Source organism: Lactobacillus helsingborgensis (assembly GCF_000970855.1).
Classification (GTDB): domain Bacteria; phylum Bacillota; class Bacilli; order Lactobacillales; family Lactobacillaceae; genus Lactobacillus; species Lactobacillus helsingborgensis.
Map to the genome: position 1 here is coordinate 700,055 of NZ_KQ034046.1, position 14,935 is coordinate 714,989.

The window sequence follows — 14,935 nt, forward strand, 5'->3', positions numbered from 1 at the left end:
GTAAATAATGAAAAAGAAAAAAAGACGTAATTTTTTATGTTTAAATTCCCAAAATAGGCAAGTACCGGGTTTTACCCTGATCGAAATGGTAGTAGTTGTTGCGATAATAGTTATGTTGCTAATTATCATAGCACCCAATTTGACCAAGCAAAAAGATAGCGCCAACGCGAAAACAAACGATGCTTTTAAAACGACTTTGCAAACACAAGCTACTTTATATGAAGATGATAAGGATCGTGAAGGTAAGGAAATTACTTTCCAAAATATGTTTGAAGATGGATATCTAACTAAAAAGCAATTTGCAAAATCAAAAAATTATACCGTAACAAATGGTGTGGTTAAAAAGAATGAATAAATATAAAGTTAAAGGGTTTACCCTAGTTGAAATGGTAATCACTTTAACTATTGTGGTCAGCCTAGTAATGCTGGGAACTATTGAAATCAAGCGGTATCGAGAAAAAATGATTTTAACTAATACCGCTCAAGAAGTTAAGAGTTCGGTTGAACAAGCGGCTCGAATAGCCACGATTCGCCATGAAGCTGCCTATATTCGTTATTATCCGGGTTCAAAAAACATCAGGATAACTAGTAAGGGTTATTTACGCAAAATAAAAATCAATCCTCACATTGAAATATATAATCTATCAGGGTTGGCAATATCAGCTACCGGTTCTATGCCACCACATACAATTACGATTAGTGACCACAAAAATAGTAAAAGAATAAAATTACAAATGACATGGGGTAGAGCAGTTGCGGATTAATAAAAAAGTAAAGGGCTTTTTTATAGCGGAAAGCATGGTAGCCCTTATGATTGCCTTAATGGGTGTTACTACCTTAGCTTTAATTGTGGGCGAAAGCCGTCAAATTGAACAAAATATTGAGCATAAAACTGATTTTACTTATGCCTGGCATGTGATGCGCAAAAATAACTTAAAAAAGATAGTTGTACACGATCATGTTTATTATCTTACTGGAAAAATGAGAGTTTATGATGAAACTAATGAGAAGACATATCAAATTAGAAAATAAAGGTTTTTTGCTTGCCGAGGCTTTATTTTATGTTTTTGCCACTTTATTAGTAGTATTAATACTGCAGAATTTACTAAAAAGTACTACTTTAGCAAATAAAATAAATCATAAAACCGATGACGTGGTATTTTCGTATGTGCAATTCAATCGCTTTATAAAAAAGCAAAAGTTCAAGTATTGTTTCACCAAGCCCGCTGAATCTACGTTCAAAAAAGCGGATTTTGAGGTAATAAGCCAAAATAATGAACCCAAAATATATTCTATCAATTTTTACAAAAATATGATTAGGGTTATTACCCCTGAAGGTGGACATATGCCTTTGTTAATTAATCTTTCCCATGCCTCATTTTTTACTAAAGATGAGCAGATTAAAATTAAAGTGACTGAAAGAGATGGCAGGCAATCCGAAATATATTTAAAGTTTGATCCCAAACCGAAGAAAGAAAAGCGCAATGAAAAAAAGAAAAATGTTGAAAGCTAGTGCTTTATTAAGTAGTGTGCTGGTGTTAACTACTTGTCTAATATTTTTGCAATTTTATCAAGAAATATATCGAAATAGTATGGAAAATGATTTTTTATTAATTGAATACCTACTTAATAATTGATTTCCTTGCTCTTAGGACCGTATTTCTATTAAAATATTTTAGAGATAAGGGGAATAAAAATGTATAAAATTGAAAATATATTTAATAGTTTCTTGGACTGCGTTCAATGTTTACAGAAAGCGCTGAACGTATCTTTTGGGGATGCTCTGACAGAAACTTTTGATAATCTTGAAAATGGGCAGATTAAAGTTGAACTAGGGGCACCTGATAAAGAAACAGTCAAACAACTTAGTCAAAAATATGCCAAATTGAATTATGACAAACTGTCAAATAATACCAAATTACAAATATTCACTTATTTGACATTAAAAGCAGTTACTGAAGATGATCTTGATGCCAATCAAATGCCAACTCCACCAGCTATTTCTACTATAATTGCTATGTTTGTGCAAAAACTGGTACCTAAAGAGAAATTGGTAATTGCTGATCCTGCTATTGGCACAGGTAATTTATTGTTTTCTGTAATTCAGCAGCTAAAAAGCGCTAACCATTCAAAAACTAATTTTGAATTATATGGTATTGATAATGACGAAGAAATGCTGAGTTTAGCTGATATTGCAGCACATTTAAATAACATTGATATTGAAATGTTTTGCCAAGATGCACTAACTCCTTGGCTGTTTAAGAGCCCTAATGTTGTTATTAGTGACTTACCCGTTGGCTATTATCCTATTGATAAAAATGCTGCTAATTTTGCTACCAAATCGGAAAATGGTCACTCGTTTGCTCATCTTTTATTTATTGAACAGATTATTAAAAATCTTCAAGAAGGAGGCTTTGCTTTTCTTGTTGTACCAAAAGCAATTTTATCTGGAAAAGGTGGCAGTGACTTTATGCCATGGCTAACAGAGAAGGTTTTTCTGCGCGCAATAGTTGAACTTCCTGACAGTGCTTTTCAAAATAAATTTAATCAAAAAGCAATTTTAATTTTACAAAATCATGGCAAAAATATCGGAAATAGTGAAGTATTTCTCACAAAGTTGGACTCGTTTAAAAACGAAGATGACCTAATAAAGCTTAATGTTAAACTAAATGAGTGGTATACTAAAAACATTAATTGATTTGTGAAATAAATTTAAAGTGATATTTATGGAGGAATTACATATATGAAAAAAGTTTTAGCAATCAACTCAGGCAGTTCTTCATTTAAATATAAGTTGTTTGCTTTACCTGAAGAAAAAGTTTTAGCAGAAGGTATTGCTGACAGAGTAGGTATTGACGGCTCTTCTTTTGAAATTGAACTGGCAAATGGTGAAAAACACAGTGAAGATGTGGCAATTCCAGATCAAGAAACTGCAGTTAACTTGTTACTGAAAGCTTTAAAACAGTACCATGTGGTTGAAGATATTAATGAGATTGTAGGTGTAGGTCATAGAATAGTCGCTGGTGGTGAAGATTTTACTGACTCTGCGTTAATTGACAAAGAAAAACTACAAAAAATTTATGATTTAAAGGAGTATGCCCCACTTCATAATCCTGCCGAAGGAAAAGGAATTGAGGCCTTTATGAAGCTTTTGCCTGGTGTACCCGAAGTCGGCGTTTTTGACACTTCATTTCACCAAACTTTAGATCCAGTTCACTATATGTATTCAATTCCTTATCATTATTATGAAAAATATGGTGTGCGTAAATATGGTGCCCATGGGACATCGGTTCGCTACATTGTGGGTCGAGCAGCAGAAATGCTCGGTAAAGATGCCAAAGATTTAAAATTAATTGTTTGTCATTTGGGTTCTGGTGCTTCAATTACCGCTGTAAAAGGAGGCAAGTCCTACGATACTTCAATGGGCTTTACACCACTTGCCGGTATCACCATGGGAACCCGTTCAGGTGATGTTGATCCATCAGTTTTGCAATATATCATGAATAAAGATCATATTGATATTAATGAAATGATTGAGATTCTCAATGATAAATCCGGCTTATTAGGTATTTCTGAGATTTCTTCAGATATGCGTGACCTAGAAAACAATTCTGATAAAAAAGCTGACCTTGCACGTGCTATTTTTGTTAACCGTGTAAGACAATATATTGGTGCCTACATGGTTGAAATGAAGGGTGCAGATGCTATTATTTTCACAGCTGGAGTTGGAGAACACGATTCAGATATTCGTGAAAATGTGATGAAATCATTTGAATTTATTGGGTTAAAGCCAGATTTAGAAGCTAACAAGACTAATGGAGAGAAATTTATTACCAAACCAGATTCTAAAATTAAAGCTTTAGTTATTCCAACTGATGAAGAATTAATGATAGAACGTGATGTAGTTCGTTTGGCTCATTTGAATTAGTTTAAAACATAATTATTTTAAGCCGTTAAGAAAACTTCTTAACGGCTTTTTTATTTATAATAGTTTAACTGGCGATTAATAGTTGTGACAGAATGAACCGAAAGTAGAATGCAAAACGGCTTTTTTTCTTTTGTCCTGAATTTAAGCATTTATTTGTTTTTAAGCTGAGCCAATATATTATGACGACAATTGCACTTTAAAGCGGTTTTGGGTGAAAATTCTTTAATATTAGTCAATATACCTATATTATGCTATAATTGTTTTTACCCAAAGCGGGGGTGTTTTGGGATTCGACAGGCGTAGATTCGCATTGACTGCGGTTCGTAGGTCACGTCTACGTAAAAACGTCACAGTTTTATAACTGCAAATAAAGAAAATTCTTACGCATTAGCTTCCTAATTTAGGCGCATGTGTTGCTTGTTTTCGGATCACTCACGTCTGAATTCAAGTATCAACTTAGTGAGTTACGTTTAACTACCTCATCTGAATAGTTAAAAAGAGTCATTCCAGGTTAGCTAGTCCATACTAGCCCTGTTATATGGCGTTTTGGACTAGTGAAGTTCAAATAATATAACTATGATCGTAGATGTCAGTGACGGAATGCGTTTGGACAGGGGTTCAATTCCCCTCACCTCCATAAAATTAGTGCTGAAAATATTCATTTGATAATATTTTATTAAAAGCACGGACTAAAAAAGGACTAAATAATTCTTAGAGCGAGAACTGTTTGGCTCTTTTTTATTTTCTTAGCATTTTATCTTTATAAATTTAATTTTATATTTATATAATCTTAAATTATGAGTGGTCGCTGAAATGTTCGCCAACTTTATATTTAGCTATTTATGTTAGTTATAGAAATGTTTCTATTAAGGGAATAATAAATATTTTTGTTATAAACTAGCTATAAATCTAGTATTTAATAAAATATATCAATAAAACCCTATGAATAAAGCATTCATAGGGTTTTTATACGGCATTTGTACAGTGAAAATAGGTTGAAGAATATAAATAAGTTATATTTTTAAATTACTAAGATACAAATTTAAATGTTTAAGTTAATTCTTAGTATAAAATATGAAGAAGTTTAAAAGAAAAAAGTATACTTAGCTAATTAAGTATACTTTATTTTAGAATATGAAACTACTTTATTAAAAAAACTATCCTTTAGGTGGGTATGGATCATGTCCATGACTATCACGACTTTGAATTTTACCATCCTTACCATGGATAAATAATTCAGAGTTTTGATTTGTTGCAATTTTTCGCCCAATTTTAACAGCTTCCGCTTTAGTATCAGTATTTTGGGTTGACTTGGTGTTTCCCTCACCTTTAACGCTCCAGCCACCATTTTTGCTGTTAGGAACTACATGTTGATTTTTCCCATGTTCTTTATTGCTCATTAATTTCACCTCCTTTTACTATATACAACTATATAATATCATATATATAGTTATATATAAAAATATAAAATTAATAAAGTGTTTTTGTTAAATATAAGATCTATGATTAATATAATAAAAGTTATATAAGACTAACTGGTAGTATTAAGATAATAACGTTTTATTAGCGTTAAATATTATTGTTGGAAACAAAAATTGGTCGAATAACAAAGAAATTACAATGAAAAATTTATCACAGAAAAACAAATTACTTTTAGGCTATGCTATTTCGGGAATAGGAGATCAATTCTACACCTTTGCAATTCCGCTTTTAATGCTTTCTAGAACTCATTCATCAGTTATCATGGGACTTTTAACGGCAGTTGAATATTTGCCAACGGCGCTCTTTGGATTGACGATTGGACCGCTTTTTGACATCTATTCCCGCAAGAAAATTATGTTATTGTCATTAGTCATGCAAATGATTCTGATTATTATTGCCCCGTTTTTAGTAATAAAAAACTTTTCTATATATTGGCTTTTATTAGTAGTATTTCTGCTAGGCACATTTGATTTAATTACTTGGACTGGATATCAAATATTCATAGCTGAATCAGTTAAAAAAGAAGAACTATCATCTGTTTCTGGTCAAGTTGGTTTGATTTCTTCTTTACAAAAAACTTTTGGTCCTGGCATCGCTGCTATAGTCATTAATTTAATTAATTATATCGGTGGTTTTTTACTCGATGCTCTAAGCTTTGGCTATTTGACTTATGTTGTTAAGGGCTATGAGCCATTACATAGGGAAAATAAGTTATTGAAAAAGAGCAATTCGTTTATTAAAAGTGCTAAGAAGGGAATTTCTTTTTTATTTACTCATCACAACATTAAATGGTTAATTGCCAGTTTCTTTGTCGCTAATGTGGGTTTTCAAGCGGTTTTGCCTATGTTAACTTTTTTATTAAAGCAAAAAATGCAGGTTTCCGTTAATCTCGTTAGTATCTTTTTCACAGTCGCCGCTGTCGCCAGTATTATTGGCAATTCTGTCTATTTAAAAATAAATAAAAATCTGAAATTAGGTACGCAAATGCTGATGATCGCTTTACTGATAATGATTGGCTTTATAGTTATGCTTAATGTTCAGTCATATCTACTAGTTACTTTTGGTTATGCTTTAGTTTCGTTTGGTAGTGTCTGGTCACAAGCTAACTTTTTTACTGTAATTCAAGCAGAGACTCCAGACCGGTATAAAGGCACAATCACATCAATTTCAACTTCGTTAACTAGAATTATTGGACCGATTATGTCGTTAATTAGCGGTTTTCTCATTAAGGCGGAGGTACATGCAATATTTATTGTTGCGGCTATCTGTATGTTCGGTTCCATATTGATTACTGTATTCAGCGGTTTAAGCAAATTAGGCAAGTTGGAATAGTAAATATTTAATCATTGCCAAAAACGCGGTAGCAGAAATTAATTTATCATCATTAGAACTTGCTAATCAGTTGCACGTTCCAAAATATTGGCGAGAGCCGGATTTTTATAAATAGCCACCACGTCATATTTCAGTTCAGGCAGTTGAGGTAAAAAGCAGAGACAATCATCATATTTTTTTGGTATTGATAATTCTCGCGGATAAATTGCCAGACCATGATTTAAAACAACATTCGATATTGCTGCGTCGAAACTGTCTAGATAAATGATTTGAGAGTAGTCAATGTGCATGTTACGCAGAATTATTTTGATTTTTGATTGCACGTCATTACTATCTGTAGCAGTCCATTTTTGTAAAAAAAGGGGCTGCCTTTTAATAGTCTTTTTGCTTATATTGCCATTTTTAGTTAAAGAACTCTGATTAAGTAAAATGCTAAAATTGGCTGTTCCAATTTTTTTAACGTGAATATCTTTAATTTTGCTTACCGCCGTTGAAAAACCAATCAGGACGTCATAATTTCCTGCATCCAACTTTGTAAAGCTTGTCGCAAAATTCTCTGTATCTAATTGTAATTGTAATTTGGGGTTAGATGTTAACAAAGATTGTGCTAATTTGACTGTCCAAAAGCCAAATCCATGCAGATAATGAATTTTTAGGATACTAAAAGAATTATTTAACTGGGTTATTTTTTCACCAAATTCGTAATAGGTATTTAAAAGAGGGATGGCGCAGTGATAGAGATTGCTACCTGCTAAAGTTACTTTAAAATGGGAGGTCGAACGGTCAATTAGCTGCACTCCAAGTTGTTTTTCCAAATTTTTAATAGCGTTGCTAATCGCGGTTTGAGAAACAAAATTTCTTTTGGCAGCCGGGGTAAATCCTTGAGTTTCAACTACATCAACAAAATATTTGTATGCTAACAGGCTGTATTTCATCATGCATCATCCTTTTCTTTATAACTTTAACTAATAAGTTATCACCATTATATGTTAGCGCTTACTAAAAAGCGAGGGTAAAATTGAGTTGTAACAACAGTTACCTATACTATTAGTTTTATGGCTAAAAGGAGAAAGTATAATGGCTGAAAAATATATTTTAGCGATTGATGAAGGTACTACTAGTACACGAGCAATTATTTTGGATCATGCAGGTAAAAAAGTAATTGACTCACGTAAAGAGTTTAATCAGTATTTTCCTAAACCAGGCTGGGTAGAACACGATGCCAATGAAATTTGGAATTCAGTGTTATCTACAATTGCCAACTCGTTTATTAATTCTGGGGTTAAACCAAATCAAATTGCGGCTATTGGTATCACCAATCAACGTGAAACCACTGTAATTTGGGATAAGAAAACAGGCTTGCCAATTTATCATGCGATTGTATGGCAATCGCGTCAGACGTCTGATATTGCCGATAAAATAATTGCTGACGGCTATTCTGATATGATTCATGAAAAGACTGGTCTGATTCCAGATGCTTATTTCTCTGCAACCAAAATTCGCTGGATTCTTGACCATGTTCCAGGGGCTCAAGAAAGAGCAGAAAATGGTGAATTGCTATTTGGTACTATTGACTCTTGGTTGGTTTGGAAGTTAACCGGCGGCAAAGTTCATGTCACTGATTACACTAATGCCAGCCGGACAATGTTATTTAACATTACCAAACTGGATTGGGATGATGAAATTCTCAAGTTATTGAACATTCCAAGAAAAATTTTGCCGGAAATTCGTTCTAACTCCGAAATATACGGTACTACAGCAGAATATCATTTTTATGGTAGTCAGGTTCCAATTGCCGGTATGGCTGGTGACCAGCAATCAGCTTTATTTGGTCAATTGGCTTTTGAACCAGGAATGGTCAAAAACACTTATGGTACCGGTGCGTTTACTGTGATGAACACTGGTGAAAAACCAAAATTCTCGGCTAATAACTTGTTGACTACTGTGGCTTATGGCATCAATGGCAAAGTAAATTATGCTTTGGAAGGTAGTATTTATGTTGCTGGTTCGGCTATTCAATGGTTACGTGATCAATTAGGTATTATTGATGATGCCCCGCAATCAGAAGAAGCAGCAAAGCGCTCAAAGGATAATAACGAAGTCTTTGTAGTTCCTGCGTTCACAGGTTTAGGTGCTCCATACTGGGATTCAAACGTCCGTGGTTCTGTCTTTGGTTTAACTAGAGGTACCACAAGGGATGACTTTACTAAGGCAACTTTGCAATCCTTAGCTTACGAAAGTCGTGACGTCATTGACACTATGCACGAAGATACCAAAATTAAAATTCCTAAGTTGAAAGTTGACGGTGGTGCTGCTAATAACGATTATCTGATGCAATTCCAAGCTGATATATTGGGCATCAAGATTGAACGTGCTGCTAACCTAGAAACAACGGCGATGGGTGCTGCTTTCCTTGCAGGATTAGCTATTGGCTTCTGGAAAGATGTCGATGAGATTAAGAAGATCCAAAAGGTAGGTAAGACTTTTGAACCGCAAATGAGCAGTGCAGAAAGAGATCACTTATATGAAGGCTGGAAAGCTGCTGTTAAGGCTGCTCAAAGCTTTTCTTACAAACCATTTCAAAAGTAATTACTTTTATTAGAGAGAAAGAGGCTGAATCATGGCGTTCTCAATTAAAACGAGACAAGAAGAAATTGAACGTTTAAAGAATGAAAAATTAGATTTACTGGTTATTGGTGGCGGCATTACCGGTGCTGGCGTTGCTTTGCAAGCTAGTGCAGCTAAAATGAAAACCGGCTTGATTGACATGCAGGATTTTGGTGGAGGTACTTCTTCTCGTTCTACCAGATTAGTACATGGTGGTATTCGCTATCTTAAAACTTTTGATGTTCAAGTGGTTTCCGACACTGTTAAAGAACGTGCAGTTATCCAGCACATTGCGCCACATATGACACAGCCAGACCCGATGATTTTGCCAATTTATGATGAACCCGGCACCACATTTACTATGTTTTCAGTCAAAGTGGCTATGGATTTATATGATCATCTAGCTGGCATTGAAGGAGATTCGCCTTTAATCAAATATGCTAACTACATGATGGATAAAGAAGAAACTTTAAAGCGTGAACCACAATTAAATAGTGAGAATCTGCAAGGTGCGGGTGTTTATTTAGACTATCAAAACAATGACTCAAGGCTGGTTGTTGAAAACGTTAAAAAGGCACATGATTTAGGTTGTTTGGCTGTTAGTCGCTTGAAGTGCATCAGAATTTTACATAACGACCAAATGCAAGCAAATGGTGTGCGCGTTCACGACAATTTAACCGGTGAAGAATTTGAAATACACGCAGATGTAATTATCAATACTTCTGGTCCTTGGTCTGATTTGGTACGTCAAGAAGATAAAGAGGTTTACAAGAAACCACGTTTGCGTCCAACTAAAGGTGTGCACCTTGTAGTAGACCAATCACGCCTGACGGTGCCACAACCAACTTATTTTGGTTCAGGCACGGCAGACGGTCGTATGATTTTCACAATTCCAAGAGAAGGTAAAACTTACTTTGGTACTACAGATACCGACTTTACCGGTGATTACGCTCATCCAACTGTTGAACAAAGCGATGTAGATTACTTGTTAAACATTATTAATAAAAAGTATCCTGCAGCCCATTTGACAATTGATGATATTGAAGCCAGTTGGGCAGGAGTTCGTCCTTTAATTGAAGTAGAGGTTGAAGGAAACGAAGCAGCTGATGCTGCTACTGGAGCCAGTGTTTCTGACAGTACCTCGGCTCCGTCTGCTGTATCACGTGGTAGTTCACTAACTGAAGCTGAAGACGGTTTAATTACATTAGCTGGTGGTAAATTGACAGACTACCGCATTATGGCTAATGGAGCAATGAAGAAAATACAGCAGAAATTGCATGATAAGTTTTCTAAGAACTTCACTTTGCAAGATTCTGCTGAAATTAAAGTTGCTGGTGGTGATTTTGATTCTGATCATGCAGAAGAAGAACTGGCACGGATTGCTAAAGATGGTGTTGCTGCTGGTTTAGCTTCTGAAGACGCAACTGAAATCGCTAATCTTTTTGGTTCTCAAGCAGAGCAAATATACGAATATGCACAAAAGATTAAGCCAGCAGATGGTTTAAGTTTAGGCGAAACAGCTGCACTGGATTATTCATTAAACGAAGAAATGACTTTGACTCCAGTTGATTATCTTTTACGTCGCACTTACCATATCTTGTTCAAGAGTGACACCTTGAGCCAAGTTAAAGATGGTGTAGTAAAGCATATGTCTGATTACTATGGCTGGGATAAGGCATTAAAAGAGCAATATATAAATGACTTAGACCATGAAATTGCAGAGTCACGACTGGAGGGATTAAAGAGTAAAAATAAATAGAAATAAAATTGTCGAGTAGTAAATTGTTTCCCCAAAAAGCTCAGCAGAATTCTTTCTGCTGGGCTTTTTTTCTTGTGTTTTAAAAACTCATATTAAAATAAAACAAATTAAATAATCTCTTTATTTTGTATTGGAAATTACTTTTAAAATAATAACTTTTGTTTTCATATTTGAAAAAATAGTTTTAAATTTGCACTTTAAAAGATTACACTAATAGTGAGGTGAATTATGATGGAACCAATATTTTTAACGCCATACTTTAGACCTAAGATTTGGGGTGGGCGCAAATTAAAAACTATTTTTAATTATGATATTCCAGATGGTCAAGTCGGTGAAGCTTGGGTTATTTCTGGGTATAAGGATGACGCTTCAACTGTCACTAGCGGTCAATTCAAGGGACAAAGCTTACGGCAAGTTTATCAAGAAAATCCAGAGCTTTTTGGCAATCCTAAAAGTAAAGAATTTCCTTTACTGGTTAAATTCTTGGATGCCAATGACAACTTATCTGTGCAAGTTCATCCTGATGACGATTATGCCCGCAGAGTAGAGAATGACAGCGGCAAGACCGAAAGTTGGTATGTCTTACAGGCTGACCCTGGTTCGTATTTGATTTATGGTCATACCGCTAAAACTCGCGCTGAATTGGCAGAAATGATCGAAAAAGGGGAATGGGATAAGCTATTGCGTAAAGTCCCAGTCAAAGCTGGAGATTTCTTTTACGTTCCGTCAGGTACAATTCATGCACTTACAAAAGGAATATTAGTAATTGAAACTCAGCAATCAAGTGATGTAACCTATAGACTATATGATTATGACCGAGTTGACCAAAAAACAGGCCAGAAACGGGAATTACATACACAAAAGTCAATTGATATTACTCAGGTTCCTCATGTTGATCCCCAACTTAAGATCAAGACTAAACATGAACAGGATGCTATTATCAAAACTTTAGTTGAGCCACCAATTTCACCTCATTTTTATTTGTGGCAAATAGACCTTAATGGCCAATGGCAAACTGGCTTAAAGAGTCACCCATACTTATTAGTCACAATCATTAATGGTTCGGGTAAACTCGAATTTGCAAATAAGACTTACGATTTAGCATTAGGAACAAATTTGATTATTCCTAATGAAATAAAGAATTTTAAGTTTGAAGGTAATATGAAAATAGTTATTTCAACACCAGGAAACGAGAATTAAATCTATCAGAGAAAGGAAAAAGTATGATTTATATCGCATGTGGTGCAATTATGTTAGTAATTGGACTGCTATGGCTAATCTCGCCTGCAAAAAGACAAATTCCATTTTACGGGTATCATTCATACTTGGCCCAAGTCAATAAAAACAGTTTCAAGTTTGCTCAAAAAAGAGCAAGTTTAAATTTTATTGCTTTTGGTTTAATTCAATTATTGTTGGGTATTGGAATACATTTATTTAAATGGGATCGTTATTTTTTACTTTGGCTGCTGACATTTTATCTTTTCATTATCTTTCCAATCATGGCTACGGAAAAAGCCTTAAAAAGCTACTTAAAAAACCGTCATGAATTGCCGGCAGATTATATAGATCCTGACAAAGTAAAAAGGGAGAGAACAAAAGGATTTAGGGACCGAAAATGAAACTGAAAATTTTAATGGTCGAGGATGATCAGTCAGTTGCAGAAATGATGGGAATGTTCTTTGAAAAAGAAGGTTGGACCATGGATGTAGCTACTGATGGGGAACAAGCCGTTAAAATGTTTGCCAAAAATCCTGACCAGTATGATTTGATCACGTTAGACCTCAATCTACCTAAAAAAGATGGCATACAAGTTGCTAAAGACGTATGTGCGATTTCACCACAAATTCCAATTATTATGTTAACTGCTCGCAGTAGTGAGGAGGAACAGATTCAGGGATTTAATGCTGGTGCAGATGATTATGTATCAAAGCCTTTTAGTCCTTTAGCTTTAATTGCTCGTATCAAGGCGCTGCAACGCAGAATTAGAATTGATGATCATAAAGAACAATCAAAAGAAACTAAAGAAGCCGAAAAATTCGATGTCGAAACAGCTCATACCCAAATTTCTAAGAGCAGACGTGAAGTATTATATGACGGAAAATACGTTCAAAACATTACACCAAAAGAATTCGATTTACTATATACTATGGCTCAAAAACCTAAACAGGTATTTTCCCGTGAACAATTGTTAGAAGCTGTCTGGGGCTATGATTATTATGGTGAAGACCGGACAGTTGATGCTCATATCAAAAAGTTGCGTCAAAAATTGGAAACCGTGGGTGCAGATGTTATCCAAACTGTTTGGGGCGTTGGCTATAAATTTGATGATTCGTAGGTTTTTATTATGAAGTTGATTTATCAGCACATGCTTAGTTTTTTACTAATCATTCTTACTACGGTATCAATAATTGGCTTTTCAGAAATTAATAACGTCACTAAGCAATCTTATGCCCATAATTATCAGAGAATGGAAGATTTTGCTTCTGCTCTAGGAACTTTGGCTGCTAGTGAAGAAAAGAATGGCTCAGCAATGCTTAACCCCAAGTTTTTGCATAGACTGCAGTTTGTCCTTCACAGCGATAAAGTGTATTTTAGCGTTTTTAATACGCGGGGCAAACAGATTTATCCCAAAAGAAATAACAAGATTAAACTTTCTGACAAGCACTTTGCACAAGTAAAGCGTGGAAAAAAGCTGCATATCAAAAACAACAATGAAATAATTTCGCAATTAGGTCATACTAAAGACACCTGTACTGGAGTGCTTTTGCCTTGGCGTGATCAGGGTAAATTTATTGGTGCAATTTGGCTGGGAGTTCGGGTGTCAACCGTTGAACGACCAATAAGAAGTGCCAAACAAAATTTGTTCAGTGCGTTGGTGACTGCATTAATAGTTGGCTTAATTTTAAGTTTTATCTTGTCGTTTTATGCAACTAATAGGATTAAAAATTTGTCTCAAGCTACTCAAAAAGTTGCTGCAGGAGATTTTGACGTACAGGCTAATTACAGTGGTAATGATGAAATAACTCAGCTTGCTGATAACTTTAACCAAATGGTGCGCGCATTAAAGAAATCAAATCAAGAAGTTAAGGCACAAGAAAAACGACGGGATCAGTTTATGGCTGATGCTGCTCATGAAATGCGGACACCGTTAACTACAATCAACGGTATTTTGGAAGGGCTGCAATATGATGCAATTCCGGATAAAGCCAAGCCAAAGTCTATTGCTTTAATGAGCAGGGAAACAAAAAGGCTTATTCGTCTTGTTAACGAAAACCTGGATTATGAAAAGATACGTAATAATCAAATAGATTTAATTAAAACCAAGTTTAATGCTAGAAAAGTATTAGACGATGTTACAATGCAGCTTAAACATAATGCTGCTAAGGCAAATGATAAAATTATTATTTCAGTACCTATAGATTTGCCAATTTATGCCGATAGAGACCGCTTTACCCAAATTATGGTCAATTTAATTCAAAACGCTATTCAGTTTACCACTGACGGCAGAATTGAGATTACTGGTTATCGGGCTGCCCATGCCACCATCATTAGCGTTAAAGATAATGGTATTGGCATGAGTCATGAGCAACTTAAGTATATATTTGAAAGATATTTTAAGGCGGATCCATCGCGCACGCGCTCGGGTAAAGGCGAATATGGTTTAGGCTTATCAATTGTTTCTTCTTTAATTAAGCAGCATGGCGGCAAAATTCACGTTCAGTCTAAGTCAAATCAAGGTGCTTTATTTACCATAATTTTATTTGATAAAGGCTATGAACAATATCTTGATAACTAATGCAGTTCGAATAAAATTCTGCTTGCAATTA

At 34.8% G+C, this 14,935-nt stretch carries 15 protein-coding genes and 1 other RNA gene; 14 read left to right on the forward strand and 2 right to left on the reverse strand.

Going from position 1 to position 14,935, the window contains the following annotated elements; translation table 11 throughout:
* Positions 1–7 precede the first annotated feature (7 nt).
* The 7 genes from comGC to ssrA all read left to right on the forward strand — a co-directional run bounded on the left by comGC (position 8) and on the right by ssrA (position 4,568).
* Complete coding sequence (gene comGC, locus JF73_RS03405) at positions 8–355, forward strand: competence type IV pilus major pilin ComGC (protein WP_046326975.1); 348 nt, start codon at positions 8–10, stop codon at positions 353–355.
* Entirely contained in the window at positions 348–764 is a 417-nt protein-coding gene (locus tag JF73_RS03410) for a pilus assembly FimT family protein (protein WP_046326976.1), read from the forward strand. Before comGC ends, JF73_RS03410 begins: the two co-directional genes overlap by 8 nt.
* Positions 754–1,032 (forward strand): hypothetical protein, encoded by a 279-nt coding sequence (locus JF73_RS03415; protein WP_052727770.1) that lies wholly within the window; start codon positions 754–756, stop codon positions 1,030–1,032. The genes JF73_RS03410 and JF73_RS03415 overlap by 11 nt, the downstream gene beginning before the upstream one ends.
* Positions 992–1,513 (forward strand): ComGF family competence protein, encoded by a 522-nt coding sequence (locus tag JF73_RS03420; RefSeq protein WP_084608681.1) that lies wholly within the window; start codon positions 992–994, stop codon positions 1,511–1,513. The genes JF73_RS03415 and JF73_RS03420 overlap by 41 nt, the downstream gene beginning before the upstream one ends.
* A 183-nt stretch (positions 1,514–1,696) precedes the next feature.
* Positions 1,697–2,698, forward strand: a complete 1,002-nt coding sequence (locus JF73_RS03425) for a class I SAM-dependent methyltransferase (RefSeq protein WP_046326977.1) — start codon at positions 1,697–1,699, stop codon at positions 2,696–2,698.
* A 45-nt stretch (positions 2,699–2,743) separates the two neighbouring features.
* Positions 2,744–3,928 carry an acetate/propionate family kinase gene (locus JF73_RS03430; RefSeq protein WP_046326978.1) on the forward strand — a complete coding sequence of 395 codons (1,185 nt, stop codon included), beginning with the start codon at positions 2,744–2,746 and terminating at the stop codon, positions 3,926–3,928.
* 274 nt (positions 3,929–4,202) lie between these two features.
* Positions 4,203–4,568: a transfer-messenger RNA gene (gene ssrA / locus JF73_RS09415) on the forward strand.
* A 517-nt stretch (positions 4,569–5,085) separates the two neighbouring features.
* Here ssrA and JF73_RS03435 read toward each other — a convergent pair.
* Positions 5,086–5,328 carry a DUF2188 domain-containing protein gene (locus tag JF73_RS03435; protein ID WP_046326979.1) on the reverse strand — a complete coding sequence of 81 codons (243 nt, stop codon included), beginning with the start codon at positions 5,326–5,328 and terminating at the stop codon, positions 5,086–5,088.
* A gap of 220 nt (positions 5,329–5,548) precedes the next feature.
* Between JF73_RS03435 and JF73_RS03440 the strand changes: the two genes are divergently transcribed.
* Positions 5,549–6,742, forward strand: coding sequence for an MFS transporter (locus JF73_RS03440; RefSeq protein ID WP_084608682.1), 1,194 nt, complete (start codon positions 5,549–5,551; stop codon positions 6,740–6,742).
* A 62-nt stretch (positions 6,743–6,804) separates the two neighbouring features.
* Here the strand turns inward: JF73_RS03440 and JF73_RS03445 are convergent, their stop codons facing one another.
* The gene (locus tag JF73_RS03445; RefSeq protein WP_084608683.1) at positions 6,805–7,680 is read right to left on the reverse strand and encodes a LysR family transcriptional regulator; all 876 of its coding nucleotides are present in this window, start codon (positions 7,678–7,680) and stop codon (positions 6,805–6,807) included.
* 139 nt (positions 7,681–7,819) lie between these two features.
* On the opposite strand from JF73_RS03445, the gene glpK reads away from it, so the two are divergent.
* The 6 genes from glpK to JF73_RS03475 all read left to right on the forward strand — a co-directional run bounded on the left by glpK (position 7,820) and on the right by JF73_RS03475 (position 14,904).
* Positions 7,820–9,331 carry a glycerol kinase GlpK gene (gene glpK / locus JF73_RS03450; RefSeq protein ID WP_046326981.1) on the forward strand — a complete coding sequence of 504 codons (1,512 nt, stop codon included), beginning with the start codon at positions 7,820–7,822 and terminating at the stop codon, positions 9,329–9,331.
* 31 nt (positions 9,332–9,362) lie between these two features.
* Positions 9,363–11,108, forward strand: a complete 1,746-nt coding sequence (locus JF73_RS03455; RefSeq protein ID WP_046326982.1) for an FAD-dependent oxidoreductase — start codon at positions 9,363–9,365, stop codon at positions 11,106–11,108.
* 231 nt (positions 11,109–11,339) lie between these two features.
* Complete coding sequence (gene manA, locus JF73_RS03460) at positions 11,340–12,308, forward strand: mannose-6-phosphate isomerase, class I (protein WP_046326983.1); 969 nt, start codon at positions 11,340–11,342, stop codon at positions 12,306–12,308.
* A gap of 23 nt (positions 12,309–12,331) precedes the next feature.
* Positions 12,332–12,727 carry an SdpI family protein gene (locus JF73_RS03465; protein WP_046326984.1) on the forward strand — a complete coding sequence of 132 codons (396 nt, stop codon included), beginning with the start codon at positions 12,332–12,334 and terminating at the stop codon, positions 12,725–12,727.
* Entirely contained in the window at positions 12,724–13,443 is a 720-nt protein-coding gene (locus JF73_RS03470; protein ID WP_046326985.1) for a response regulator transcription factor, read from the forward strand. The genes JF73_RS03465 and JF73_RS03470 overlap by 4 nt, the downstream gene beginning before the upstream one ends.
* Before the next feature lie 9 nt (positions 13,444–13,452).
* Positions 13,453–14,904, forward strand: coding sequence for a sensor histidine kinase (locus JF73_RS03475; RefSeq protein WP_046326986.1), 1,452 nt, complete (start codon positions 13,453–13,455; stop codon positions 14,902–14,904).
* Positions 14,905–14,935: the final 31 nt, after the last annotated feature.

Bases quoted from the DNA above. Each gene is read 5' to 3' on its own strand.
- JF73_RS03455 (WP_046326982.1), top strand. From the start codon at position 9,363: ATGGCGTTCTCAATTAAAACGAGACAAGAAGAAATTGAACGTTTAAAG.
- manA (WP_046326983.1), top strand. From the start codon at position 11,340: ATGGAACCAATATTTTTAACGCCATACTTTAGACCTAAGATTTGGGGT.
- JF73_RS03470 (WP_046326985.1), top strand. From the start codon at position 12,724: ATGAAACTGAAAATTTTAATGGTCGAGGATGATCAGTCAGTTGCAGAA.
- JF73_RS03465 (WP_046326984.1), top strand. From the start codon at position 12,332: ATGATTTATATCGCATGTGGTGCAATTATGTTAGTAATTGGACTGCTA.
- JF73_RS03435 (WP_046326979.1), bottom strand. From the start codon at position 5,328: ATGAGCAATAAAGAACATGGGAAAAATCAACATGTAGTTCCTAACAGC.
- JF73_RS03475 (WP_046326986.1), top strand. From the start codon at position 13,453: ATGAAGTTGATTTATCAGCACATGCTTAGTTTTTTACTAATCATTCTT.
- JF73_RS03410 (WP_046326976.1), top strand. From the start codon at position 348: ATGAATAAATATAAAGTTAAAGGGTTTACCCTAGTTGAAATGGTAATC.
- JF73_RS03440 (WP_084608682.1), top strand. From the start codon at position 5,549: ATGAAAAATTTATCACAGAAAAACAAATTACTTTTAGGCTATGCTATT.
- JF73_RS03430 (WP_046326978.1), top strand. From the start codon at position 2,744: ATGAAAAAAGTTTTAGCAATCAACTCAGGCAGTTCTTCATTTAAATAT.
- JF73_RS03425 (WP_046326977.1), top strand. From the start codon at position 1,697: ATGTATAAAATTGAAAATATATTTAATAGTTTCTTGGACTGCGTTCAA.
- comGC (WP_046326975.1), top strand. From the start codon at position 8: ATGAAAAAGAAAAAAAGACGTAATTTTTTATGTTTAAATTCCCAAAAT.
- JF73_RS03420 (WP_084608681.1), top strand. From the start codon at position 992: ATGATGAAACTAATGAGAAGACATATCAAATTAGAAAATAAAGGTTTT.
- JF73_RS03445 (WP_084608683.1), bottom strand. From the start codon at position 7,680: ATGATGAAATACAGCCTGTTAGCATACAAATATTTTGTTGATGTAGTT.
- glpK (WP_046326981.1), top strand. From the start codon at position 7,820: ATGGCTGAAAAATATATTTTAGCGATTGATGAAGGTACTACTAGTACA.